The sequence below is a fragment of the Providencia sp. PROV201 genome (genome assembly GCF_028479545.1).
GTDB lineage: Bacteria > Pseudomonadota > Gammaproteobacteria > Enterobacterales > Enterobacteriaceae > Providencia > Providencia huaxiensis.
This window is the reverse complement of sequence record NZ_JAMPNW010000004.1, coordinates 36,470-61,845: the sequence shown is the minus strand read 5'-3', so window position 1 is coordinate 61,845 and position 25,376 is coordinate 36,470. Positions and strand designations below refer to the sequence as shown.

Sequence of the window (25,376 nt, the reverse complement as noted above, 5' to 3'; positions counted from 1 at the left end):
TATCACCAGTATGTAATTTTTTTGCCATTAAACCACAATGATATCTCACTGTAGATAAAAACTTGTTAAACCACCTTGCTAAACGGCTTAGTGGTTATCGATTTTTTGCGCTGCCGCACGCTTTTCTTTTGCAGCGATCCGGCGATGACGAATAATTTCAACCACACCCGGCAAAATTGAAACAAAGATAATCGCGACTATCAGTAATTTCAAATTCTTTTGTACGAACGGTAATTCACCAAAGAAATAACCTGCATAGGTGAATAATAATACCCAAATAAACGCGCCCGTCACATTATAAAACGCAAAGTGACGATAAGACATTTTACCCATTCCTGCAACGAATGGCGCAAAAGTTCTGACTATCGGCACAAAGCGTGCCAGTATAATCGCTTTACCGCCATGTTTTTCATAAAAAGCATGGGTTTTATCTAAATAAACACGACGAAAAATCTTCGAATCTGGATTTTTGAATAGTTTCTCACCAAAAATACGCCCGATTGTGTAGTTCACTGCATCACCAATAATTGCCGCGGTGATCATTAAAGCGACCATTAAATGGACATTCAAGTCATTGCTGTCTAATGACGAAATCGCGCCAGCAACAAATAATAACGAATCTCCAGGTAAAAATGGTGTGACCACTAACCCTGTTTCACAAAATAGGATCAGAAACAGGATACCATAGACCCATGTACCATAATCTCTGACCAGTTCAGCAAGGTGTACATCGATATGTAAAATAAAGTCGATAATAAAAGTGATAAATTCCATATAATCCTCATTAATAATAGCATCCATGCTATTTGCAATAATTATGAGATAGATAAAAATTCGCTTTACATCAGTTCATCTGCCAGAAAAAGAGGCCCCATCACATTCTGAGGTAACTCAAATTTCTCTGGGTAATCGACACTCACTAAATACAACCCTTCCGCTTTGGCGGTTGCAGCTGCCTTCGTGCGATCTTTTAACTCAAGAAGATGTGCCATCCAATCAATATTTTGATTGCCACAGCCAATCTCCAACAGACTTCCGACAATATTTCTTACCATATGGTGAACAAACGCATTGGCTTTGATGTCTACCACCACATAATTACCGTGGCGGCTGACATTCACATGCATCACATTACGCCATGGCGACTTCGACTGACACTGGACTGCTCTGAATGAGGTAAAATCACGCTCACCCAATAGCGCCTGTGCCGCTTCATGCATTCTTTTTTCATCGAGCGGGTAATGAAAATGTGTTACGCCATTCGACAAAATTGCAGGCCGATAACGGTGATTAAAAATCACATAGCGATATCGGCGTGCTGTTGCACTAAAGCGTGCATGAAATTCCTCGGCCACTGGTTTACACCAGCGGACAGCGATATCCGCAGGTAAATGGGTATTCGTCCCCATCGTCCAAGCCGCCTCTTTACGGATGGCCGAGGTTTCAAAATGCACCACTTGCCCTGTGGCATGCACACCTGCATCGGTACGCCCTGCGCAAAACACGCTAATTGGCTCCGCAGCAATTTTTGATAAAGCTTCTTCTAAGCAGCCTTGAACACTTTTAACTTCTTGCTGACGTTGCCAACCAAAATAACGACTGCCGTTGTATTCAATACCTAAGGCGATTCGATACAACTGTGTAGACTCAGACATTAGTAAAACAGCTCCTGAGCCAGTTTTTCTGCTGTTTCTACTGCCATCAATGCCCCACCGAAACGCACGTTATCTGCCACTGACCAAAACTGTAAAATTTCAGGTATGCCGTAATCATTGCGAACACAACCAATGCTTAATTGGTCATGACCTGACGCTTCTGTCACCTGTGTGGGATAATCACCCTCTTCTGAGACCTGAATATCCTCAAAACGTTCAAGTTCGTCGTTAGCTTCTTCTGCACTCATTGGACGCAATGTTTCTAAATGAACGACTTGCGCATTACCATAAAAAACAGGGGATTGAATGAAGCTCACCGCAACTGGCAAGCCATCATCTTGCAATACCTTACGCACTTGCTCAACCAAACGACGTTCGTGAACCACACTGCCTTCCATGTCAGCCAATAATGGCAACATATTGAACGCGAGTTGCTTACTAAAACGACCCTCTTCGGCAGGAATACCATTTAATAAACGCGCACTTTGCCCGGCCAGTTCGTCGACTGCGGCTTTACCATAGCTGGAAACCGACAGCATATTTGTCAAGGTAATACGGCCTAACCCTGCGGCATCCACCAGCGGTTTAATCGCTGTTAATAATTGGCTCACAGAGCTATCTGCCAATGAAATAATATTACGGTTGCGATAATCAGCTAACACTTGCGGATTCACATTTGGGACAATCAATGGCACGTCCGGTTCTTGGGCAAATACACCGCTAGTATCGATGACAATACACCCTTCTTGCGCTGCTAAATCGGCATATTCTCGGCTCACACCTTCATTGGCGGCAAAAAAAGCTATTTGTGCCTGTGACCAATCAAAATCGGCCACATTTTCAACTTGAATACTTTTACCATTAAAGCGTACGCTCTCCCCTGCACTACGCTCGCTGGCAAGTAAATACAATTCGCCGACTGGGAATTCTCTTTCTTGTAACAGTGAAATAATAGCTTCACCTACAGCACCGGTTGCGCCTAATACTGCAATATTCCAACCTTCAGTCATGGCTATTCCTCTAAAAAATAAAAAAAATCAAACAACCCCCAATAATTAGGGGCTATTTAATTAGATGTTCATTTTAACTACATTTATTATGCGTGGGTTAAACGTGCCTTAAAACCCAGCGCATTCAGTTTCGATGCCGTTTGTTCATTATCACAAATAATTTCAAGGGATGACCATTCACGGCGTTCTTGGTAATTTTTGCGCAGTTTATCAAATTCGCCTTTTACCCCTGCAACCGCTCTTAACGCTGCGTCATCTCGGCGCACATCATACACGAGATGCACTAACCTTTTGAGCTGGTTTTGCGTTAATTTACCATTGAAAGTTAATTGATTGATATCTGGCTTAGGCAGTAAGGATGAAAGGCAAACTTGTGACGATTTGCCGAGAAACTGACAGTAAGCTTCATAAACTTGCGTGGTTCCTCGTGCTTTGCCTTCTAGGGTATAACCTGCAATATGGGGCGTGCCGATATCCACTAATGCTAAAAGTGCTGTGTCTAAATCAGGCTCTGGCTCCCACACATCTAAGATAACACTGAGTTTTTTCCCGTTGTTAAGTACAGATAATAGTGCTTTATTATCAACTACCTCACCCCGGCTTGCGTTAATCAAAATGGTGCCAGCCTGTAATTTTGCTAAACGCGCTTCATCCATTAAATGGAAAGTTTGATACTCCCCTGACATATTCAGCGGAGTATGGAAGGTAATGACGTCAGCGCGCTCGAGGACATCGTCAAAAGAAACAAATGGCTCGTCGTCCCCCTTGGCTGCTCTCGGTGGATCACAAAGTAATGTTTTGACGCCCCAAGCCGATAACCTAGCGGCTAAGCGCCCTCCGACATTGCCAACGCCAATAATTCCTACTGTTTTATCACGTAAATCAAAGTTATCGCGCTCCGCTAGCAATAATAGTGAGGAAATAACATATTCAACAACCGCTATCGCATTACAACCCGGCGCTGATGAAAAACCGATATTTGCCGTTGATAACCACTCGGTATCAATATGATCAAAACCAGCAGTCGCGGTTCCAACAAACTTAACCGGGGTATTATTGAGTAGTGATTCATTAACCTTAGTGATAGAACGCACCATTAGTGCATCTGCATCAATTAATTCTTGTTCTGGTATAGGACGTCCTGGTACCGCTTTTACCTCACCAAGCTCACTAAATAAAGTTTGAGCATAGGGCATATTCTCATCGACTAAAATTTTCACGCTGTTGTCCTAATCAATCACTTTTTTGTTTTGTGTCGTTATTTATATAAATAAGTGGAATAATATTTTGCCACGGTTTAAGCCAGATGCCTATTAGAGGTTGCCTTCTACGGCAAATTCTTTCACTCGAAAACGGTCTGGTGTCACGCCTGATATTTGCTGGAACATCGCAATAAAAGCGGATGCCGAGCTATATCCAACATCCAGTGCCACTTCATGTACACTCTTCCCTTTTTCTAGCCCCGCAACCGCATGTAGATATCGCAAGCGTTGGCGCCATTCACTAAATGACATACCTAGCTCCTGCTGGCAGCGTCTTGATAACGTGCGTTCCGATGTGTAATAGCGTTTTGCCCATTGTGCTAATGTCGTGTTATCGGCTGGGTCGCTTTGTAACTCTAATAAAATGGGGGCAAGAAATTTGTCTTTTGAAACAGGCAAATAGGTGTCTTGGCAGGAAGACAATGGAAATTGGTCAATCAACACATGCGCCAAACGCAAGTCTTGCGCGGTTTCAGGTTGAACAATACCGCGTTGATACATATCCGTCATAATTGATTGAAATATAGGGCTAAGCTTAATCACACAAGGCCGCTGGGCGAGCACTTGGTTGTATTCATGTGCAAAATCTATGATCCGAAATTTGACACTTTCTTTATTAAAGCTAGCATGGGAAATGTTCGCTGGGATCCAAATGCAAAATTCTGGTGGTGCTAAATAATGTTGACCTGCCACCTCCATTTCCATGATGCCACAAACCACATACAGCATTTGTCCAAAGGGGTGCGAATGGGATTTATACTCAGTGAGAGCTGCCGTTTGCTCGTGCCGAAAAGCCACCAATTCGGGTTCTGCAATATTACATTCACTGATTTGCCAAATGTCTGATTTTAAGTTTTCCATAGTCCTGTCTGAAAAGCGTTATCGATTGTCTGGTTATCAGTATATATAAAAAATCGGACAGATGTATACTAGCGCCCATTCAATATGGGAGAGTGTTTTAATGAAAAATCTTCTTTTTCCGCTAATCGCGGTTTTATTATGGTCAATTAACGCCATTGTTAACAAAGCGGCATCAACAGCCATTGACCCTGCGGCAATCTCATTTTACCGTTGGGCACTGGCATTTCTTGTCATGACTCCTTTTGTATTACGTTCTGTGCTTCGAAATTTTAAAATGGTCATGAAACATTGGTGGCAACTCGCCATTTTAGGCGCTTTAGGGATGATGTTATACCAAAGCTTGGCTTATTATGCCGCACATAGCGTGAGTGCCACCTTTATGGGAATTATGAACTCGTTGATCCCATTATTGACAGTCATTATTAGTATCTTTGTGCTACGCGTTATTCCTACCGTGGGGATTGTGCTAGGTTCAATCCTCTCATTATGTGGATTAGTGTGGCTAGTGAGCCAAGGAAGCCCAAGTGCGTTGTTCTCTCAAGGCTTAGGCCAAGGTGAAGCCATGATGTTGGTTGCGTCTGCGGCATACGCCCTATACGGTGTTCTGACTAAGCGTTGGTCAATTCAGTTATCGAGTTGGGATGCCCTTTACGTTCAAATTTTCTTTGGCGTGATCATGCTGCTCCCTAATTTCTTATTAGCTGAAGATGTCTCTCTGAACAGCCAAAATATTGGTTTAGTGGTATTTGCAGGTATTGCAGCTTCTATCATCGCCCCAGCTTTATGGATCAAAGGGGTTATAAAACTCGGCGCAAATACAACCTCCATATTTATGAACCTTGCCCCTGTATTTACCGCCATTATTGCCATTTTCGCCTTGGGTGAAGAATTAAAAAGCTACCATTTAATCGGTGGTGGTGTGGTCTTACTCGGGGTAATGTTAGCGCAACAACTACGTACTCCACTGACAGAATTATTCCGCCGTGAAAAAAAGGTGGTTCAAGAGGATTCTTGCCAGTAGAATAGAATTATAAAAGCAATAAATGCAATGTCGTCACTCATATGCCCCACTCTGTGGGGCTATGTTTGAAATCCCCTCTATTTCCTCTTCAATTTCTCCTTAATTTTCTTCACCATTCATACTTTGTGACATTTAAAATACCTTCAGTTCACCTTTAATTCGCTCATCATTGATATGATTTATCGGATTACCATTTTCCAGATAAGGGAAAATCCGATTGAATCTTCTGGAATTACAATTAGACTTAAACAAAATTAAATACCCCTTTAGGAGTAGTAACTCCACTCAATAAGCCGTGATAACGCGATAAATCTAAATGGAGCGTGGCAAGTAACCACTATAATAAGGAATAACAATGACTAAGCCGTTTAAAGTTGGGTTGTTCATATTGATAATAATTGCTGTAGCCACTGGCATTTATTTTATCAATAACACCAACCCATCCTCTCCCTCCCAATTAGGCTATGATTTATATCAACAAGGTGAGTCTCAAGCTGCCTTTGAACAGTTCCAAAAAACAGCAGAGCAAGACTCACAATCCGCTTTTGCATTAGCCATGATGTATAAAGACGGTATTGGTACAAATGTCGATGATGTGGCAGCTCAAAACTGGTTAATTAAGGCAGCAGAAGCTAACAATAAAAATGCGTTATATAACCTTGGTTTTTTCCGCTATAAGCGCATGATAGAAGACACTTCTACAGATGAAAACGGGTTAGCTTCTTTAACGAAAGCGGCTGATCTCGGTGTAAAAGAAGCACAAGAAATGGTTGGTGGTATTTATTTAGCTGATAAATACGAAGAAGTTCCACAAAATATTGAACTTTCTCGCCAATATTTCACTTTAGCTTCTGACCAAGGCTCAAAACTGGCCAAATTTGCTTTAGGTTATATCGCCCATGACTTTGACAATGACAGTAAGAAAGCCGTTGATATATTAACGCCACTTGTCAGCAACGATTTTCCCTTACCCGCTATGCTGCTTGCCTCGATTTATAAGGATGGCGGTAACGGTGTGCCACCGAACCCATCACTCGCTAAAAAGTACGAGCGCCTCTCTTTCTCCTCTGCATTAGAATACATTTCTGACGCGGATGAATTAGAACCTGGAGCTTTATCATTGTATGGTTCACAAACAGAAGAAGAAAAACAAAAGGTCATTTCTAATTTAGAAGAGCGGGCAAGCCGTGGTGATGAGAACGCCATCTATGTGTTGTACCAAAAATACATGACTGGCGATGGTGTTCGGAGAAATAAAAACCGTGCAATGGCTTATATCCGCCCCCTTGTAGACGCAAAAAAACCTAAAGCCTTATATTTAAATTACAAAGCTGATACCGACCGTATTCAGGATTTAACTGATGCCGCTGATGGTCAATACCCTCCCGCGATGTATCAAGCCTATAACGTGTATTCTGGCCGTACATTTAGCGATGTTAAGCGAAATGACGCTTTAGCTGAAAAATATCTCACCGCTGCCGCAGACCTTGGTGATTTAAACGCACTTGTTATCATCAACCAGAGAGCAATTTCAAGTTACGATTTTCCAAACAAAAAACTGAGTGATATTGTCGCCAAATATACCCCTATTTTAATGGAAAAGTACCCGAACTCCGCGGAAGCGTTAGTGGCGGCAAGTGATGTTTATAGTGTTAAGGGTAGCCCATTATTTTCGCCAGAAAAAGCCTTCGCCGCTTTAGAAAAAGCAAATCGCATTGACCCCACTTATGATGCCCAGATGCAATTAGCGCGTTATTATATTAATGCTTTTGGTACTAAGCAGGATGTGCAGAAAGCCGCTAAATTACTCATCGACAACCTTAATGAAAACGGTTACCCATCAACCGCTGAGCGCTTATTGGTTCAAATATATTATCGCTATGATATTAAAGCACTTATCGATGAAAAAACGATTATCGATATCCTCAAAGAGGATGTGATTAAACGCGAAAATTATTCCTTAGCTTATTTGTATGCTGACTATTTACTAAAGGAAGATGCTGAGAAAAATAGTGATCAGGCTTTAGATTTATATGAAAAATCAATCAAGCAAAATTATAATAGCCAGGTTTATTATGCTGCTGCATTATTAAAATATCGCCCAACAGAAACCAATAAAATAGCTAACTTGATAGTCAATGTGCTCCATTCATCCCAAGCACGAGCCGAATTACTTCCAAGCCAGTTACAAATCGCTAAAGATATTTTATTAAAAACAGGCTTAAACCGAGCTGACACAAAAAAAATATTAGTGCAACTTGCCTTATATGATAACAATGTTGAGGCTCAAAAATTAATTGAACCGCTTATTAATAATGATGCTGATATCACCTATTTATATGGGATAAACAAGCTTACTCAATTAACGAATGTTGACTCTTTAAGTGATGCTGAAATAAAACCATTGTACGATTATATTTTAAAAGCAGGAGAATTAGGTAGTTCATCGGCTTATTTATATATCGCACAGAACCTTGATGGCGTCACTTACCACAATGATAAGGCATATTATAAATCTCGCTTCCAAAAGATTACTGGGCTTAGCGCAAAAGATTTAATTTCTCAATATAAAAAATGTGCTGCACTCAAAAACAACCGCTGCTTATATGAATTAGGGGAAATATACCAAGAAGGTAACTACGGGGAAGATGCCAATTATGACACCGCCCTCTCCTATTACAATCAGATTTCTGATCCTGACTTTAGCTTCTTAAAATCACGTAAAAGAGAAATTGAAAAATCCAAAGCTTCGTTTGCCAATATTCAAGAAAAAGTGAAACAGAATGACCCAGATGCGTTACGCACGCTCGCCAATGCTTATAAATATGGTAACTATGGGCAGAAAATCGATCAGAAAAAGTGGCTTGAATATTTAGAGAAAAGTGCAAAATTCAATCAAGAAAGTGCGCTTGAAGAGCTTATTGATTATTACCAACAAGATCAATTTATCAATGCAAATAAAGCAAAAATCTTAGGTTATTACGACCAATTAGCCGCTATTGGCAGTAAAGACTATACCCGTAAACTGGCACACCAGTATTTAAAAGGCAGCCAGCTTGTTGGGCTTAACCGACAAAAAGCACGTGAGTATTACCTAAAAGCAGGAAGTTGGGGCAATGAATTCATCAAATATATGGATGATTATGATATTGGCATGAAAATGCTCAATGATAGCCCTTCTGCGAAATACAAAGTGGGTCGAGCTTATTTCTATGGGCAAGGTGTCAAAGAAGACCTTTTAGAAGCGGCTAAATACCTAAAACAAGCGAGTGATGAAGGCAATGACTACGCCATCGCACTCTATAGTGAAATGCGATATATGGGCGTACTGAATGAAGAAAAAAATGCTTGGGTAATGGAACCTGATTGGGACGAAGCCATTGTTTATCTAAGAAAACATTCTAATCCAAAACGGGTTGATGATTATATTGAAGCCTATGAAACCCTCGTGGTTCCTGCCCAAAAAGGTGATACCACCGCTTATATTAAACTCGGGGATTGGTATAGTACACGCGGCCGAAGCCTAGCAGCGCAAGGTTGGTATAAGAAAAGTATCGACGCTGGCAATTTAGCCGCTTATCAACCTCTTGATTCCGTGACTGAAGATAACCAAGCAAAACGCCAAAATTATATTGATGGCACAGCGAAAGGTGACCTTTTCTCTAAAGTTCAATTAGCCGAAACGTATTTATATGATAACAAAATTCTCACGAACTCTCCTGAATATGATTTAGCGATTCAATATCTTCAAGAAGGGATAAAATCAACCGATGAGGCGCTTTCTAATAACGCCTTCAATGCATTGGTGAATTTATATCGAGATGGGATCAAAAATACAAAAAGGGAGCTTAATCGCCCCAAAGATGAACAAAAGTATTTAGCATTGCTACTCAGTGAAGAAAACAATCGTACCGTAGCATTGGTGAACTTGTATTACTATTATGTAAATAGTGATAACGCTAAAGCCTTAGCCTATTTACAACGGGCTTATGATAAGGGTGATTTAGCGGCGACGAAAAAACTCTATCAAATCTATTATCCTGGCCAATACTGTAGTAACAGCGATAATGTCGACATGGATAAAGCGAGCCGATATTTGAAGGAGTGGATTGAGAAAAGCAATTTCCAGAAAAATACCGACAAACATTATATCCATTATCCTGAGAGCCTTTCCGAAGAGATGGGAACCATCTATTTAAAAGGCGATTGTAATGTTGATCAAAATATCGACAAAGCCATCGAATGGTACCAAATTTCGCTAAATTACCATCCAACTCATGCATTTGGTTCGATTTATCAGGCTTATGTAGAAAAAGGTGATGCCAAGCAGGCCTATTACTATGCATTGCTACTTGATAAAAAACCAAGTTCCATCGAGCTACTAGATACACTTTCAGCCCAAGACAAACAAGCGATTGAGAAACAAGTTGCCGATGAAAAAGCCTATGAGAAATATGGCCGCTTTGCCGAGCAAATTGAAAAACAGCGCGTCGAAGCTGAGGCCGGTGACAAAATGTCAGCCTTCTCCTTAGGTGTCGCCTATGCGCGTGGTGAACGTGTGCCTGAAGATACGCAAAAGATGATCTATTATTATGAATTAGCAGGGAAAAATGGCTATCCTCGTGCTTATAATATTTTAGGCAATCTGTATCGTAAAGATAACGAACGCGGCATTGAAAAAGACTTCCCTAAAGCACTTTATTATTTTGATTTAGGTGCGCAACAAAATGACAGTAATACGGCTCACCTCGCTGGTGACATGCTCTATTTTGGCCAAGGCATATCAAAAGATTATGTCCGAGCAGCGAAATATTATGACATTACAAGCCTAGAACAAGGCACCCACCATGCAATGGCAAAATACAAGCTTGCTTATATGTATTATAACGGCTGGGTCGGTAACAAGAGTAAAGAAGATATCCAAAAAGCCCATGATTACCTTGAACTTGGTGCTAAATACTTAGATGATGACTCAATCAAAGCCCTAAAAGAGTGGGACTTTAGTATGTTAAATCAATAAGTCATGACTCTAAGGCGCTAATTAACTTTAGCGCCTTCATCCGTCTACAATTATCATTTTACATCCACGCAAAATATCTTTTATAACACCCACTTATAATATAACTAAAAAATTATTAGCTAATGATTTTTGATTATATTAATGAGATTTCCATATTAAATAAAAATTAGTCTTCCTCCTATCGTTAGATTATATTTTATTTGCGTCTGCACATCTGCAGATTTAAATAATCTATTAACAAGGAGTGTTTACTATGATTTCAATATTTAATAAAGACCATAAATCATTGGGAAGTATAAAAATACAAGATATATATAAGGAGATAGACTATTCAACAATTTTATCAATTAGTAAAAAGCCACCCAAAAATACCATTTACCTAGAAAAAACATATCAAAGCATTAGAGAGAATACAGAACAGAATAGTACAAGAATTCGTCATTTACTTAATAAAGTTGATGATTTAAAACATGAATTTAAGACGACGGGTTCTGATGAATTGAATGAATTAAAAAACATAGAGTATAAACTTCACAAACAAGCCGAAAACCAAGAAAAAAATTTCGAAACGCTACAGTTTTTACACAGTAAACATACAAATAAGCAAGGCCATTATACGATTTCAGGAACTTCAGAGTCTATGAGTCTCAATAAATCCAATTTAATTGACCGATATGGAGCTGATTTATCGAGTTTACTGAATGATATTAACGGTCATTTTATTTTTCCTAATGAAATTTCACATCAAGAAAATCCTATTATTCTAAACGCCATAAGTTCAGAGCTTAACCAAATTAACACCAACCTAAATAATAGTTACAATTTATCCCAAAAATATCTGCATAAAACCACTGAAAACATGCAGTCTAGGCTTAGACTTATGCAAAAAACATTTTATGCAGAAGAAGATATACATAATTTATACACAAACGCTAAAGAAAGTAAAAATAACATAGAAAAACTGCTAAAAAAACTTAATAATGAAGGAGTAATGCACTCCTCTAGCAATAATACCATCAATAAATTAATAAAACACACGACAAAACTAAATACTCAATATGCGAAAATTCAATATTTACACCATAGTTTTGATAAAATCAAAAATTTTGAATACTTAGATGATGTTCATTATTATAGTGAAAAGAATAAAGGTTTTGACAGTAATGAAATCGATAGCGACTACCAAAGCAATAAAGAATATACATTACTAACTGAATTATCCAAGTCAGTTAGATACTTAAATAACTTAAAAATTAACATTACAGAAAAATTAAAAAACTACAAACTATCAGCTTTTGATTTATTCACATTTGACTCTAATAAACAAGAAAAACATCAACAAAATATTGGTGCGAAATTAGAAAAATTATTCGATAAGATTGAATTACGTATCAACGTAGAAATAAAAAAAGAGGCGGGTTTATATTACGACCAGTCCTCATACTTGATCCATAGGTCTCAGTTAGAAAAAAACATACTGAATATAAAAGAAGATTTAGCAAATTATATCATTGAAAATAGAGTGTTAGCTCAGGAGAAAAACACCCATGATAGCATTGACGAGTTAGCGACGCAGTTTTCTGATGAATTCCTTAGGGCAAAAACTCTTCATAAATTTATTAATTTAGAATTTAATAGCCATCTACAACAATTTTCTCAGCCAAGTGAGGTAGGTTCTTACATTAATAACTTTGGTGAAAATAAAGATAATATCTACATGCTAGCCGTGGAAAAGAAGCTATTGAAAAATGAAATAAATAGTTTAATTTCTAACATTCGTATAAAGATCCCCTTAAAATCAGCGTCGTCTACGATTGATGAAAATACATATTACCAAACGGTTCAAGATAAAATGTATACATTATTAGGCTTAACTGACCAATTAGGGTCGTTAACAAAACTGTATAACTCAAAAGGGCATACAGAAATACTAGAATACATTAATGATATACATTCTTTAGAGAAACAAATTGCTCAAACAGAAAAAGAGATATCTCAATACATTTATACCCATTCGGAAAATAAAGATAAGAAATCAATTTCTTCAGAGATCACACCACTACTTATTGAATTAAGTAACAAAAAAACAAAAGTAATGTCAATTGAAACCACGATTAACAAGGGATCAGATAAAATCAATCTCAACTTCGCTGATAGCGATGGAAATGATAAAGACCTAGAATCTCTATTATCGTCAATCATCGCAGAATTTCCACAAGACACGATAACAAGTGATGTAAACCACCAACCATTGCATAGTAAATCAACGCCTATATTTGCACCATTACGCAACTAACACGTATTTTTATTACCGCCAGTTGCAGTTTGCTGTTATTTAAACCACCTATTTTATTAGGTGGTTTCTCTTATAACGGCGCTTGGCTGGCTTTGAATGGGATTCTGACTAACAATCCATTGAGTAATTTACTTTTTAATAATTGAGGCTCAGAACCATGATAGCTTGCAATATCTTTCACGAGCGCCAACCCAAGCCCTGCCCCTTCCTTCCCTAGCGCATTATTTAAACGCGTAAAGGCTTCCATAGAACGGTTAATTTTAGCATCAGGGATCCCAGGCCCCGAGTCCTCCACCTCCAAGACCCAATGAAGATGGTCGTCACTGCTAACCACACGGACGGTGACCACCCCATTTTCGGGTGTATATTTGATGGCATTATCAATTAGATTTGCACACATCTCTGCTAATAAAATCGGCTCGCCTTTGATCCATGCCGTTTCCGCGCCTTCATAACCTAAATCAATATTTTGGCTTTCAGCTTGGGGCAGACGAGTAAAACAAACTTGATGAACAATTTCTACCAAATTTATGGCTCGATACTGTGTAATCGCCTCTTTTTCATGAGCTTTTAATCGCGATAGCTGCAAGAGCCTATCCGTCAGGATAATCGTATTATCGAGCGTTTTTTCAATGGCTTGCAAACTCTGTTGCCGTTGGGTTTCGTCCGTACTATTAATCGCTACGGAAACTTGAGTTTTGAGAACAGTTAGTGGCGTTTTAAGTTGATGAGAAGCATCTGCACTGAATCGCTCTTGTCGTCTAACCATCCGCTTTAGGCGGGAAATATAACGATTTAATGCATCAATGAGTGGTGATAAATCAGACCACGGCAGTAAATCTGGCAATGGGGTTAAATCATTAGCAGAACGGCCTAGCATTAAATGGGACAATTTTTTCAACGGTGCCAGTAGCTTACTCAGTAGGATATAGGCAAGGGCCAAGGTTAATAATACCACCGTACCTTGGCTCATCAGGGCAGAGATTAACAATTGGTTAGCGAGATCTTGCCGTGAATAGACCGTTTCCGCCACTCGGATTTCAACCATTCCTGTTATCCCACCTTCGTTAATCGGTTGATAAAACGCAGCAATACGAATAGGAAGCCCCTTATACTGCGCATCATAAAAATAAACTAGCGCAGTATAGTGTTGTGAACGCATCCAATAAGGGGGAATTGGCGGTAAATCATCATAACCAGAGATGGTTTCACCGTCAGGGGAGATCACTTGATAAAAAATTCGATCATTATTATTTAATTCGAAACTATCAAGCACGACATAAGGCACGCTCACAGAAAGATGACCATCAACGACTTGCAAGCGTTCCGCGGCTGTTCGTGCTGAAGCTAATAAGGTTCGGTCATAGGCTAAGTTTGCGGCATTTTTTGCACTGTAATAGTGGGTATAAACCGAAAAACTTCCCAACAAAATGAGCGGGATACCGAAAAAGAGCAGCAACTGATGAAAGAGAGAGCGTGGATGAGAGACTAATTTCATACACTACACTGCTCTAATCGGTATCCCAATCCGCGTAAGGTATTGATGTTAACGTCTGAACCGGCAAGCTTTTTTCTTACACGATGAACATATAACTCAATACTTTGTAAATTGGCTTCATCTGACAACGAAAAAACCTGTTCAAATAATTGCATTTTAGAAACAGGACGTCCTCGTCGATGAAATAAGGTGTTTAACACCGCATATTCTCTTGGTGTTAAGCCTAGAGGCTCTTCGCCTAATAGAAAATAGCCATCCTCATGGTAACTCAGTAACCCAAACTGTTGTGACTCATTGACTTTGCCTTGGCTACGTCGTAATAAAGCGCGAAGGCGTGCTTCTAATTCCGCAATATCAAAAGGTTTTGTCAAGTAGTCATCAGCCCCTGCATTTAGCCCTTGCACTCGGTCGGCTACGTCTGAATTCGCCGTTAATAACAAGACAGGGGTTTCTTGATGACGCTTGCGCATTTGCGCCAATACCTCAAGCCCACTCATTCTCGGAAGTGATACATCTAACACGACTAATTCATAGTGTTCGGTTTGTAATAGTTGGTCTGCTATCGCGCCATCACTGGCAACATCAACCGCAAACCCGGATGACGATAACGCTTTTTGTAACCATAATGACAATTCGTCATGGTCTTCAACCAATAAAATTCTCATTCCGCATACTCATTATAATTATTTATCAGTATACGTTGGCATTCCATTGGATGAATGGAAAGCAAATGTGACCATTTTTACTGTATCCATCACAACTATTATCAGTAAACACCATTAACGTGATTAAATTAACATTAAGTTAACATAACAAAAAAGCAAAAATACAAAACAATCTGATATATATCACATAAAAATAATAATATTTGTTAATGAAAGGTAAATGAAAGCTTCATAGGGCAATGATGTCATACGAATACAACAAGAAGTAAACAATTTTTACCTCTAATTATTGTCTTAGTAAGGAAAAAAGAATGAAAAAATTCACACTGAAGGCCTTAGCAACAGCAATATTTTTAGTTGGCATCAACCCTGCAAACGCCCTACCTGAACGTACAGAATGTATTGCCCCCGCCAAACCTGGAGGTGGTTTTGATTTAACTTGTAAGTTAGTACAAGTGTCTCTTCTTGAAACCAAAGAAATTGAAAAACCGATGCGAGTGACCTATATGCCTGGCGGTATTGGCGCGGTTGCTTATAACGCTATTGTTGCTCAGCGCCCTGCAGAACCCGGCACCATCGTCGCGTTCTCAGGAGGCTCATTACTCAACCTTGCACAAGGTAAATTTGGCCGCTATAACGAAAATGACGTGCGTTGGCTTGCCAGCGTTGGCAGTGACTACGGCATGATTGCGGTTCGTGCAGACTCCCCTTATAAAGACCTTAAAGATTTAATGGATACCTTCAAGAAAGACCCTAACAGCATCGTGTTTGGTGCGGGAGGATCTATTGGTAGCCAAGATTGGATGAAAACCGCTTTACTCGCAAAAGCGATAGACATTGACCCTCGCAAAATGCGTTATGTGGCTTTTGAGGGCGGTGGTGAAACCTTAACCGCGCTACTGGGCAACCATATTCAAGTACTTTCAGGGGATATCAGCGAAATGACCCCATATATCAATGAAGGTAAAATTCGTATTCTTGCCGTCTATGCAGACAAACGCCTTGGTGATGGGTTATCCGATATCCCTACAGCAAAAGAACAAGGGTATGACATTGTCTGGCCAATCATTCGCGGTTTCTATATGGGCCCAAAAGTGTCTGATGCCGATTATAACCAATGGGTTGAAGCCTTCCAGAAACTACAACAAACCGACGAATTCAAAAAACAACGCGAACTCCGTGGTTTATTTGAATACAACTTAACCGGGCAAGAACTCGATAGCTATGTCAAAAAAGAAATTGAGCAGTATCGTGAACAAGCCCGCGCTTTCGGTTTAGCTAAATAACGGAGCGAACGATGAGCCAACGCATATTTGCCATAATTTGGCTAATACTGTGTGCTATCGGAATTTATATTGGTTGGGGGATCCAAAGTGAGTTTACCTATGAACCACTGGGCCCCCGCCCTTTTCCGGTTGTCATACTCTCCTTAATGGCCCTTTGTGCTCTTGCCTTATTATTTGGCAAGCAAGAAGCCGTTGAGTGGCCAAAACCCTATGTATTACGTCGTCTAGTTTTATTAGTCATTGCACTTGTTATCTATGCATGGGCTTTTGAATGGTTAGGGTTTCCAATTGCAACCAGTTTAGTCACCATCAGTATCGCCCTGCTATTTGGTGCGACACCTATTGCCGCGATTATTTCGGGCCCGGTCTTAGGTATCTTTTTGTTCTATGCCTTTGATAAATGGCTAGATGTTACCTTGCCTATTGGCAGCCTGCTAAGTTAAGGAGCGAAGTCATGGAAACTTGGATGTACCTATCGCAAGGTTTTGAGGTCGCTCTGGTTCCTCAAAATATCTTGATCGCCTTAATTGGCTGTTTTATCGGAACAATCGTGGGCATGCTTCCCGGCCTCGGCCCTATCAATGGCGTGGCAATTTTACTGCCATTGGCTTTTGCGCTTAAATTACCGGCTGAGTCTGCATTAATCTTACTCGCCACGGTTTATTTAGGCTGTGAATATGGCGGACGCATATCATCAATCTTACTTAATGTCCCCGGCGATGCCGCAGCAATCATGACCACGCTAGATGGTTATCCTATGGCAAAACAGGGAAAAGGTGGCGTTGCGCTCTCTATTTCCGCGGTCAGTTCATTTATTGGTTCAACGATTGCAATTGTAGGGATAATTCTATTCGCTCCTTTGCTTGCTCAATGGTCACTCGCCTTTGGTCCTGCCGAATATTTCGCCTTAATGGTTTTTGCCATTGCCTGCTTAGGTAGCATGATGAGCCAAAACCCAATTAAATCACTACTGGCTGCATTAATTGGTCTATCACTTGCCACTGTGGGGGTGGATGCCAACTCTGGGGAATATCGTTTTACGTTTGATAGCGTACATTTATCAGATGGCGTACAGTTTATCGTCGTGGTTATTGGTTTGTTCTCTGTCAGCGAAATTTTATTGATGCTCGAAGGTACCGCGGCAGGCCAAGGGCTGATCCGCAAAACAGGCCGAATGCTATTCAATCGCAAAGAAGCTAAAGCGTGTGCAGGTCCAGCTTTACGCTCCTCTTTTATCGGTTTCTTTGTTGGCGTTCTACCAGGAGCTGGTGCCACCATCGCCAGTGCTATCACCTACATGACTGAAAAGAAAATCAGTGGTGAAAAAGGCGACTTTGGTAATGGTGATGTGCGTGGTGTTGCCGCACCAGAAGCGGCCAATAATGCCTCTGCATGTGGCTCATTTATCCCAATGTTAACCCTTGGTGTGCCGGGTTCAGGAACCACAGCAGTAATGATGGGGGCGCTAACGCTCTATAATATCACCCCAGGCCCAGGGATGTTTACTGAGCAACCTGATATTGTTTGGGGGTTAATTGCGGCTCTGTTGATTGCTAACGTGGTTCTGCTCATCATGAATATTCCATTAATTGGCCTATTCACACGAATGCTAACAGTTCCATTATGGTTTTTAGTCCCTGCTATTGCTTGCATTTCTGCTGTAGGGGTGTATGCCGTTCATAGTACAACGTTTGATTTGTTACTCATGATGGGGCTAGGTGTATTTGGGTTTATTCTACGAAAAATGAACTTCCCACTTTCACCATTAATTTTAGGGTTTGTACTCGGTGAAATGTTAGAACAAAACTTACGCCGTTCACTGTCCATTAGTAATGGTAATTTCGATATTCTTTGGAGCAGTACGATTTCTCAAAGCTTATTAACACTTGCGGTATTAGTGCTAATTCTACCACCGATTATAAAGCGTATTCGTAAACGTAAACAATCCACTGTCTCATCGTAATTAAGTGTTCATACAATCTCTGTAAAACTTTGCCCCAGTGTATTTGGGGCATTTTTTATTAATAAGTAGAGAGTTTTATATAGCTAAATAAAACCACATTTTCATCACGAGTTCCCTCACCATAATAGACATACTTTGATGGTGAACTAGTGATAGTACTTGGCCGCTATGGAGCATTTCTATGTAGTGGAAATGGATTCTCAATATTATGTATTTTACTAATCATTTTACTAAATTTACTGCGGATATAACGAGATAGTGCCGTACCTAAAATTTTGAAGTCCTGTTTCCAAATAGCTGCATGAAACCTTGTTACACTCATATGGTTTCCTCTAATCAACTAAATATTGAGTCAATATCATGTCACTATTTTGGACAGAAAAATTTAATAAAATGATGAATATTCATTCAATAATTAATAAACCACGAATTCAGATAATGACGATATATTGAATAACCTCAATCAATTATCTTAGCCATCTCATTTATTAAAACATAAAACGTAATGTTCAATAGATTACTTTTTGTCCTTTTTAATATCCAGCCAAAACCGTTAGCCTATACTCGCACCATTGATGTCCATGGTGACCGTTACACTATCCATAGCCAAAAACCTGTCACTATCACAGAAAAAGACAGCGGTTATATCCAAATAAAAGCATTAGGTAAGATGCATGTTTTCTGCGGAAAAATGCTGCATATCAGCGTAAATAAAAATGTGACTCTAGTAACTATTGGCTGGTCAAAAGGAAAAAGCCAAATATTTGAAGTGCGCAAAAATGTGAAAGAAGCTGCATATCGAATGAATTCAAAAAGTTCGAGTTCAAGCTACACATCCCCTTATTATGACAGCTCATCCAGTGATAACAATCACCGCTCAAGCAACCATTATTGTTCTAATGATAATTCAAGTTCAGATTGCTCATCGTCCGATTCAGGAGGCGGAGACGGCGGAGGTAGTGATTAAACAAAAAAAACGAGAACCGAAGTTCTCGCTTATTTAATACGTTAGCCTAATACAAATTACGCTTTGTATTTGCTCATCACTAATGTGGCGTTAGTTCCACCGAAACCAAAGCTGTTAGACATGACGGTTTCCAACTCTTGTTCCGTTGGTTTAGTCACGATATTCAAGCCAGCAGCTTTCTCGTCTAAATTTTCGACGTTAATGCTTGGTGCAATAAAGCCGTGCTCTAACATCAGTAAGCTGTAAATCGCTTCGTGTACACCCGCTGCACCTAATGAGTGGCCACTCATTGCTTTCGTTGCAGAAATTGCAGGAGAATGGCTACCAAACACTTCTTGGATAGCTTCTAACTCTTTGGTGTCACCCACTGGTGTTGACGTACCGTGTGTGTTGATATAATCAATTTTATCAACACCCTGCATAGCCATTTGCATACAACGCACCGCACCTTCACCTGATGGGGCAACCATGTCTGCACCGTCAGAGGTCGCACCATAGCCGACAATTTCAGCGTAGATATGTGCACCACGCGCTAACGCATGTTCTAATTCCTCGACAACAACGATACCACCACCACCTGCGATAACGAAACCATCACGGTCTTTATCGTAAGTTCTTGATGCTTTGTCTGGCGTTTCATTGTATTTAGTCGACAATGCGCCCATCGCATCAAACTCACAGGTCATTTCCCAGCTCAGCTCTTCACCGCCACCCGCGAAAACCACATCTTGTTTGCCTAATTGAATTAATTCAACTGCATGGCCGATACAGTGCGCTGATGTTGAACACGCAGAACTGATTGAGTAGTTTACACCTTTGATTTTAAATGGAGTCGCTAAACAGGCAGAAATACCCGATGCCATTGCACGGGTCACCATATATGGACCCACACCACGTAAACCTTTAGCACGCATACCGTCAGAACCCGCCACTTGGTTACGTGGAGAACCACCACCAGAGCCAACAACGATACCTGTGCGTAAATTTGAAACTTGTTCTTCAGCTAAACCTGAATCCGCAATCGCTTGTTCCATCGATAAATAAGCATAGGCGGAGCAATCACTCATAAAACGGAAAATTTTACGGTCGATTAAGTCTTTTGGGTCTAAATTTTTGACATTACCCCAGACATGGCTACGTAGCCCTGCCTCTTTGAATTCTTCTGAGAAAGTGATCCCGGAACGACCTTCCTTCAGAGAAGCCAGTACTTCTTCCTGGTTATTACCAAGGCTGGAAACAATACCTAGACCAGTGATGACTGCACGCTTCATTCGTTACCTCATGACTATAATTATATGATTGCGGGATTACAGGATGTCACTTTAGCTTACACTTGTACGCTGAACAAGTCCGATCAGGGTAAATATTTGTATTTTTTTCTTTATGACACGGATAAGACTTTTTTATTGCGGTAGCCTTACACCGATATCAGCGGTAAAATTTAGGGATTATATAAAAAGTGTAGGCATATCGTGAAAAAGAACGCTGTACAAACCGCACGCCTGAGTTGGAATGACGAAGGCACTCCCATGTCTGAACAGTTTGCAGATATCTATTTTTCTAACCAAGATGGCTTAGAAGAAGCTCGACATGTGTTTTTGCAAGGGAATCATTTTCCTGGCCGCTTTGCGACGCACCCTTTTGCAACCTGTGTCATTGCTGAAACTGGGTTTGGTACGGGTTTGAATTTCCTAGCATTGTGGCAATCTTTTAATCAGTTTAAAGCCGAAAACCCCAATGCAGCATTACAGCAATTACATTTCATCAGCTTCGAAAAATACCCTTTAACAAAAACAGATTTAATCGCTGCACATCGCTGCTGGCCTGAACTTGCTGGCTTATCGCAAACCCTTTGTGAAAGTTGGCCACAAGCTCTACCAGGCAACCAGAGGATCATATTAGAAAATGGCCATATCATATTAGATTTATGGTTTGGCGATGTTAATGAGCAAATATCTTTACTGAAAAACAACTTAAACAACAAGATAGACGCATGGTTTTTAGATGGTTTCGCCCCCTCAAAAAACCCCGAAATGTGGAGTGAACAGCTGTACACTAACATGACAAAGTTAGCCCGCCTCAATGGGACTTTTGCGACATTTACTGTGGCAGGTTCAGTTAAAAGAGGCCTACAGCAAGCTGGCTTCACCCTTAAAAAGGTTAAAGGCTTTGGCAACAAGCGAGAAATGTTAACGGGTGTATTAGCCGAAAAAGAAATTGATATCCCAACCCCTTGGTTTGCAAGACGAAAAGCCGATAACCCAACTGACGTTGCTATCATTGGCGGCGGGCTTGCCAGTTTAACGGTGGCCTACGCCCTTCATAACCGCGGTGCTAAAGTCACCTTATACTGCCAAGATGCCAAAGTTGCACAGAACGCTTCCGGCAATCGCCAAGGGGCTATTTACCCCTTACTCACCGGTAATAACGACCCACTTGAGCGTTTTTTTGTCAGTGCTTTCCCCTTTGCCTCTCGCTTTTATCACCAATTAGCAAAACAAGGGCTCACATTTGAAGGCCAGTGGTGTGGCGTAAGCCAACTCGCTTATAACGACAAAATTGCTCACAAAATAGCAGGAATGTTAGAAACCGAGTGGCCTGCTGATTTTGCGATTGGTAAAAATCGTCAGCAACTGAGTGATATTTGCGGCGTTGATGTCAACCATGATGGTATTCACTACGCGTCTGGAGGATGGTTGTGCCCTGCCCAACTGTGCGAGAGTTTACAACAATACTTGCAACAGCAGGGTGTCACTTTCTGTTTTGAACATAATGTCGTTGAATTAAAACAAACAGAACAAAATTGGCAGTTATTAATTGAAACTGCACAACACAAACAGCTAACACGTGTTCACTCAACTGTCATCATTGCTAATGGGCACAAGCTGCGCCAATTTGCTCAAACCGTTAATTTACCCATTTCGCCTGTACGTGGGCAAGTCAGCCATATTCCAACCAATCACACCCTACAACAACTGAAAAATGTTTTGTGTTTTGAAGGGTATTTAACACCAGCCGATGCCACTGGTACACAACATTGCTTAGGCGCTAGCTACCAACGTGAACGACTTGACTTCGATTATAGTGAAGAGGAACAGCAAGGAAACCGCCAGAAACTGGTTGATAACCTACCCGATGTAACTTGGCCTAGGGACATCGATATTTCACAGCAACATTCACGCCAAGGTATTCGTTGTGTTATTCGCGACCATTTTCCTTTATTAGGCAATGTGCCTGATTTCGAAAAACATTTGGCACTCTATCATGATTTACCCACTCAAATCGCCAACAAACAGCCTATTGGACTCGCTCCTGTGCACCCAAATTTATTTATTTTTGGGGCGTTGGGGTCAAGAGGGTTATCAACTGCACCACTTTGTGCGGAATTGCTGGCTGCTCAAATTTTTGGGCAAGTACTCCCGCTCGATGATGAAACCCTTGCAGAACTCAACCCAAACCGTTTTTGGGTAAGGAAATTATTATTAGGCCGCCCTATTAAACTCCCTTATTAATACACTAATATTAATACATTAAGTTAATGAGATAGCCATTGCACAGCGGTCTTCAGCAGCAAACCCTGCATCGACCTCAGACTGTAAAATAGCCTGTAACTCGGTGGTTAGCTCATTAATTTCAAGAATTTTAAAACCCAAGCGTTGGTAATAAGGTGCATTCCAAGGCACATCGCGGCAAGTGGTCAATGTCACTACCGTGATTTTGCGTGCCAAAGCGGCATCAAGAACCTGCTTAATCAGCTTCTTACCCAGCCCCTGTCCTTGCCATTGCTGGCAAACAGACACTTCACAAATATGCAGGCTAGTATGGTGACTTTCAGCATTGATAAAACCAATTGGTTCATCACAATCATTCACAGCCACCCACTCTAATTGCTCAGAAATAAAACCGAGGTGGTCTTGCTCTGTTTGCCCATCACCTTCAGCAAGCCATTGATATTTTTCGATACTCGTGAACGCCTGCCCTGCGGAAGCTTCCACCGTAGGAAGGGATTTAGCATCAAGGGGGGTTGCTAAACGAACATTCGCCATAATGTGTACTCACAACAAAATTTAGCTAACAAAAAAGCGGGTTTCCCCGCTTTTCATGCAGAACTCAACAGATAATGCATAACACAATAAATTAAATTGCGTTATTTAATAAGCTTTTCCACATATCTAATACCAGTACTTGATCTGGTGGTGTCAATTCACCAGCTTTGATGGCATTTTGAATACTGACTTCAACACGTTGGTATAATGCTTCAGAACTGGTTTCGTTTTCTTCTTCCAGCTCAGCCACAGCAAGGGTTAAGTGACCACGCAAATAGCCGCCAGCGAAGAGTTCATCATCACTCGCGTGTTCAACCATATCATCAATTTTCGTTAGTATGCGTGTTTCTAAATCCGCAAGCATGCTTAATCCTTACTATATTGTGTGTTCATTAGGCAAAAATATCTTCCGGGTAAGGAAAAGCTTCTGCACAAAGAGGTGGCGTATTGTAAAACAATTGTAACGCATTAATAAAGCGTAATGGGCGCTCAGGGATACCATTTTCTAAATAAAGCATCACTTGGGCATGAACTTTGCGCATAAACGCAATGCGATCAGGCTCAAAATCCCCTTCTAAGTTGTCACAGCTGACATTAAATGGAATGCCAACAGCAACACAAAACAGCCAGTCTAGCGCTTGAGGTTTGATTTCCACCACTTCAAACTCACACTGTGTTTTTTCATCTCGCCCATCAGGGCAATACCAATAGCCGTAATCAACTTGCTGGCGCCTTGCTTCCCCTGCGATACACCAATGTGAGATTTCGTGTAATCCACTGGTGAAAAAGCCGTGTGCGAACACAATTCGGTGATAAGGCACTTCCTCATCTGCAGGTAAATAAATGGGTTCATCATCCCCTTTTACCAGTCTAGTGTTATATGTCACACCAAAGCATTCATTAAAGATATTGATTAGATCCTGATAATTATGTGTACTCATGAATAATTTAAATCATCTTAAAATAATGAGAGGAACCAAGCTTTAATCACGTCACCATGGCTATCATGGAGTAATTTAATACTCATCAGCAACGAAATCACCACGATCATCGGCCTGATCAGTTTCTGTCCTTTGGTTAATACCAAGCGCGCACCTAAACGAGCGCCAACCATTTGGCCAATTAGCATAACAAAACCTAATGCCCAAAGAACATGACCCCCGATAATAAAAAACACTAAAGAGCCAAAATTAGAGGCGAAATTAAGTAACTTCGCATGAGCAGTGGCTTTAGCAAGGTTATAGCCAAGCAACAAAACATAACCCAATGCCAAAAATGAACCAGTTCCGGGACCAAATGCACCATCATAAAAACCCAGTGTCATCCCAATTGCCACCCCGAAAAATGGCATACTGATACGTTGTTGACGGTCTTGCACACCAATTGACGGCGTTAATAAAAAGTATAAACCGACACAAATCACCAAAATGGGCAACAGTTGTTTTAAGAACGCAGTGTCAATCATTTGAATAACAATCGCACCTAACATGGCACCAATCATTGTCATAATGAATGGAAACAATTGTTCTCGTAAATCTATGGCTTTTCGCCTGACAAAATAGAGCGTTGAAGAAAACGAACCGCCAACCGCTTGCAACTTATTGGTTGCTAAAGCTTCAACTGGAGTTATTCCCACAGATAACAGGGCTGGGATTGTTAATAGCCCACCACCACCCGCGATGGAGTCAATAAACCCTGCAAACAGCGCAACAAAGAAGAGTAAAGCATAAACTTCAGGTGCAACGGCAGTTAGCCAATCCATTTTACTATCCAAAGAGAAGAAATATCATGATGTTGATGTGAACATATCGCCAATCAGGTTTGGT

The 25,376-nt window shown here is 40.6% G+C and carries 20 protein-coding genes; 8 read left to right on the top strand and 12 right to left on the bottom strand.

Going from position 1 to position 25,376, the window contains the following annotated elements; translation table 11 throughout:
- Positions 1 to 87 precede the first annotated feature (87 nt).
- The 5 genes from PR809_RS04705 to PR809_RS04685 all read right to left on the bottom strand — a co-directional run bounded on the left by PR809_RS04705 (position 88) and on the right by PR809_RS04685 (position 4,788).
- Positions 88 to 774 carry a DedA family protein gene (locus PR809_RS04705; RefSeq protein WP_042851864.1) on the bottom strand — a complete coding sequence of 229 codons (687 nt, stop codon included), beginning with the start codon at positions 772 to 774 and terminating at the stop codon, positions 88 to 90.
- A 65-nt stretch (positions 775 to 839) separates the two neighbouring features.
- Complete coding sequence (gene truA / locus PR809_RS04700) at positions 840 to 1,655, bottom strand: tRNA pseudouridine(38-40) synthase TruA (RefSeq protein ID WP_166264557.1); 816 nt, start codon at positions 1,653 to 1,655, stop codon at positions 840 to 842.
- Complete coding sequence (locus PR809_RS04695) at positions 1,655 to 2,665, bottom strand: aspartate-semialdehyde dehydrogenase (protein WP_166264556.1); 1,011 nt, start codon at positions 2,663 to 2,665, stop codon at positions 1,655 to 1,657. Before PR809_RS04695 ends, truA begins: the two co-directional genes overlap by 1 nt.
- 86 nt (positions 2,666 to 2,751) lie before the next feature.
- Entirely contained in the window at positions 2,752 to 3,885 is a 1,134-nt protein-coding gene (gene pdxB, locus PR809_RS04690) for a 4-phosphoerythronate dehydrogenase PdxB (protein ID WP_206276497.1), read from the bottom strand.
- Positions 3,886 to 3,978: 93 nt separating this feature from the next.
- A complete protein-coding gene (locus tag PR809_RS04685; protein WP_102137617.1) occupies positions 3,979 to 4,788 on the bottom strand; it encodes an AraC family transcriptional regulator in 810 nt (269 codons plus the stop codon).
- Positions 4,789 to 4,888: 100 nt separating this feature from the next.
- On the opposite strand from PR809_RS04685, the gene PR809_RS04680 reads away from it, so the two are divergent.
- From PR809_RS04680 to PR809_RS04670, 3 genes are all read left to right on the top strand, one after another.
- Positions 4,889 to 5,809: a DMT family transporter gene (locus PR809_RS04680; RefSeq protein ID WP_102137616.1), complete on the top strand. Its 921-nt coding sequence runs from the start codon at positions 4,889 to 4,891 to the stop codon at positions 5,807 to 5,809.
- Between the two features lie 355 nt (positions 5,810 to 6,164).
- A complete protein-coding gene (locus tag PR809_RS04675) occupies positions 6,165 to 10,829 on the top strand; it encodes an SEL1-like repeat protein (RefSeq protein ID WP_241098708.1) in 4,665 nt (1,554 codons plus the stop codon).
- A 253-nt stretch (positions 10,830 to 11,082) separates the two neighbouring features.
- A complete protein-coding gene (locus tag PR809_RS04670; RefSeq protein ID WP_272524455.1) occupies positions 11,083 to 13,125 on the top strand; it encodes a hypothetical protein in 2,043 nt (680 codons plus the stop codon).
- Positions 13,126 to 13,195: 70 nt separating this feature from the next.
- Here PR809_RS04670 and PR809_RS04665 read toward each other — a convergent pair whose 3' ends face one another.
- Positions 13,196 to 14,623, bottom strand: coding sequence for a sensor histidine kinase (locus PR809_RS04665; RefSeq protein WP_195697406.1), 1,428 nt, complete (start codon positions 14,621 to 14,623; stop codon positions 13,196 to 13,198).
- Positions 14,620 to 15,288: a transcriptional regulator TctD gene (tctD, locus tag PR809_RS04660; RefSeq protein ID WP_094962689.1), complete on the bottom strand. Its 669-nt coding sequence runs from the start codon at positions 15,286 to 15,288 to the stop codon at positions 14,620 to 14,622. Before tctD ends, PR809_RS04665 begins: the two co-directional genes overlap by 4 nt.
- Positions 15,289 to 15,599: 311 nt before the next feature.
- Here tctD and PR809_RS04655 point away from each other — a divergent pair, with 311 nt between their 5' ends.
- The 4 genes from PR809_RS04655 (at position 15,600) to PR809_RS04640 (ending at position 19,504) form a co-directional block, all read left to right on the top strand.
- Positions 15,600 to 16,574: a Bug family tripartite tricarboxylate transporter substrate binding protein gene (locus PR809_RS04655; protein WP_094962690.1), complete on the top strand. Its 975-nt coding sequence runs from the start codon at positions 15,600 to 15,602 to the stop codon at positions 16,572 to 16,574.
- 11 nt (positions 16,575 to 16,585) lie between these two features.
- Positions 16,586 to 17,017, top strand: coding sequence for a tripartite tricarboxylate transporter TctB family protein (locus PR809_RS04650; RefSeq protein WP_206276417.1), 432 nt, complete (start codon positions 16,586 to 16,588; stop codon positions 17,015 to 17,017).
- An 11-nt stretch (positions 17,018 to 17,028) separates the two neighbouring features.
- The gene (locus PR809_RS04645; RefSeq protein WP_206276416.1) at positions 17,029 to 18,537 is read left to right on the top strand and encodes a tripartite tricarboxylate transporter permease; all 1,509 of its coding nucleotides are present in this window, start codon (positions 17,029 to 17,031) and stop codon (positions 18,535 to 18,537) included.
- A gap of 505 nt (positions 18,538 to 19,042) precedes the next feature.
- Complete coding sequence (locus PR809_RS04640; protein WP_206276415.1) at positions 19,043 to 19,504, top strand: hypothetical protein; 462 nt, start codon at positions 19,043 to 19,045, stop codon at positions 19,502 to 19,504.
- Between the two features lie 56 nt (positions 19,505 to 19,560).
- Here PR809_RS04640 and fabB read toward each other — a convergent pair whose 3' ends face one another.
- The gene (gene fabB, locus PR809_RS04635; RefSeq protein WP_102137610.1) at positions 19,561 to 20,775 is read right to left on the bottom strand and encodes a beta-ketoacyl-ACP synthase I; all 1,215 of its coding nucleotides are present in this window, start codon (positions 20,773 to 20,775) and stop codon (positions 19,561 to 19,563) included.
- A gap of 201 nt (positions 20,776 to 20,976) precedes the next feature.
- Here fabB and mnmC point away from each other — a divergent pair, with 201 nt between their 5' ends.
- Positions 20,977 to 23,016, top strand: a complete 2,040-nt coding sequence (mnmC, locus tag PR809_RS04630) for a bifunctional tRNA (5-methylaminomethyl-2-thiouridine)(34)-methyltransferase MnmD/FAD-dependent 5-carboxymethylaminomethyl-2-thiouridine(34) oxidoreductase MnmC (RefSeq protein ID WP_206276414.1) — start codon at positions 20,977 to 20,979, stop codon at positions 23,014 to 23,016.
- Between the two features lie 18 nt (positions 23,017 to 23,034).
- On the opposite strand, the gene PR809_RS04625 is transcribed toward mnmC, so the two are convergent.
- From PR809_RS04625 to PR809_RS04610, 4 genes are all read right to left on the bottom strand, one after another.
- Positions 23,035 to 23,550 carry a GNAT family N-acetyltransferase gene (locus PR809_RS04625; protein WP_102137608.1) on the bottom strand — a complete coding sequence of 172 codons (516 nt, stop codon included), beginning with the start codon at positions 23,548 to 23,550 and terminating at the stop codon, positions 23,035 to 23,037.
- A 91-nt stretch (positions 23,551 to 23,641) separates the two neighbouring features.
- The gene (locus PR809_RS04620; protein WP_102137607.1) at positions 23,642 to 23,914 is read right to left on the bottom strand and encodes a YfcL family protein; all 273 of its coding nucleotides are present in this window, start codon (positions 23,912 to 23,914) and stop codon (positions 23,642 to 23,644) included.
- Between the two features lie 28 nt (positions 23,915 to 23,942).
- Complete coding sequence (locus tag PR809_RS04615) at positions 23,943 to 24,491, bottom strand: elongation factor P hydroxylase (protein WP_206276413.1); 549 nt, start codon at positions 24,489 to 24,491, stop codon at positions 23,943 to 23,945.
- A 17-nt stretch (positions 24,492 to 24,508) separates the two neighbouring features.
- A complete protein-coding gene (locus PR809_RS04610; protein WP_004912371.1) occupies positions 24,509 to 25,312 on the bottom strand; it encodes a TSUP family transporter in 804 nt (267 codons plus the stop codon).
- Between the last annotated feature and the right edge of the window lie 64 nt (positions 25,313 to 25,376).

Excerpts from the sequence above, each read along its gene's own strand:
- fabB (WP_102137610.1), bottom strand. The coding sequence starts at position 20,775 with ATGAAGCGTGCAGTCATCACTGGTCTAGGTATTGTTTCCAGCCTTGGT.
- PR809_RS04670 (WP_272524455.1), top strand. The coding sequence starts at position 11,083 with ATGATTTCAATATTTAATAAAGACCATAAATCATTGGGAAGTATAAAA.
- truA (WP_166264557.1), bottom strand. The coding sequence starts at position 1,655 with ATGTCTGAGTCTACACAGTTGTATCGAATCGCCTTAGGTATTGAATAC.
- PR809_RS04665 (WP_195697406.1), bottom strand. The coding sequence starts at position 14,623 with ATGAAATTAGTCTCTCATCCACGCTCTCTCTTTCATCAGTTGCTGCTC.
- PR809_RS04655 (WP_094962690.1), top strand. The coding sequence starts at position 15,600 with ATGAAAAAATTCACACTGAAGGCCTTAGCAACAGCAATATTTTTAGTT.
- PR809_RS04650 (WP_206276417.1), top strand. The coding sequence starts at position 16,586 with ATGAGCCAACGCATATTTGCCATAATTTGGCTAATACTGTGTGCTATC.
- PR809_RS04615 (WP_206276413.1), bottom strand. The coding sequence starts at position 24,491 with ATGAGTACACATAATTATCAGGATCTAATCAATATCTTTAATGAATGC.
- PR809_RS04640 (WP_206276415.1), top strand. The coding sequence starts at position 19,043 with ATGTTCAATAGATTACTTTTTGTCCTTTTTAATATCCAGCCAAAACCG.
- PR809_RS04620 (WP_102137607.1), bottom strand. The coding sequence starts at position 23,914 with ATGCTTGCGGATTTAGAAACACGCATACTAACGAAAATTGATGATATG.
- PR809_RS04705 (WP_042851864.1), bottom strand. The coding sequence starts at position 774 with ATGGAATTTATCACTTTTATTATCGACTTTATTTTACATATCGATGTA.
- PR809_RS04645 (WP_206276416.1), top strand. The coding sequence starts at position 17,029 with ATGGAAACTTGGATGTACCTATCGCAAGGTTTTGAGGTCGCTCTGGTT.
- PR809_RS04610 (WP_004912371.1), bottom strand. The coding sequence starts at position 25,312 with ATGGATTGGCTAACTGCCGTTGCACCTGAAGTTTATGCTTTACTCTTC.
- PR809_RS04685 (WP_102137617.1), bottom strand. The coding sequence starts at position 4,788 with ATGGAAAACTTAAAATCAGACATTTGGCAAATCAGTGAATGTAATATT.
- PR809_RS04695 (WP_166264556.1), bottom strand. The coding sequence starts at position 2,665 with ATGACTGAAGGTTGGAATATTGCAGTATTAGGCGCAACCGGTGCTGTA.
- PR809_RS04680 (WP_102137616.1), top strand. The coding sequence starts at position 4,889 with ATGAAAAATCTTCTTTTTCCGCTAATCGCGGTTTTATTATGGTCAATT.
- PR809_RS04625 (WP_102137608.1), bottom strand. The coding sequence starts at position 23,550 with ATGGCGAATGTTCGTTTAGCAACCCCCCTTGATGCTAAATCCCTTCCT.
- tctD (WP_094962689.1), bottom strand. The coding sequence starts at position 15,288 with ATGAGAATTTTATTGGTTGAAGACCATGACGAATTGTCATTATGGTTA.
- PR809_RS04675 (WP_241098708.1), top strand. The coding sequence starts at position 6,165 with ATGACTAAGCCGTTTAAAGTTGGGTTGTTCATATTGATAATAATTGCT.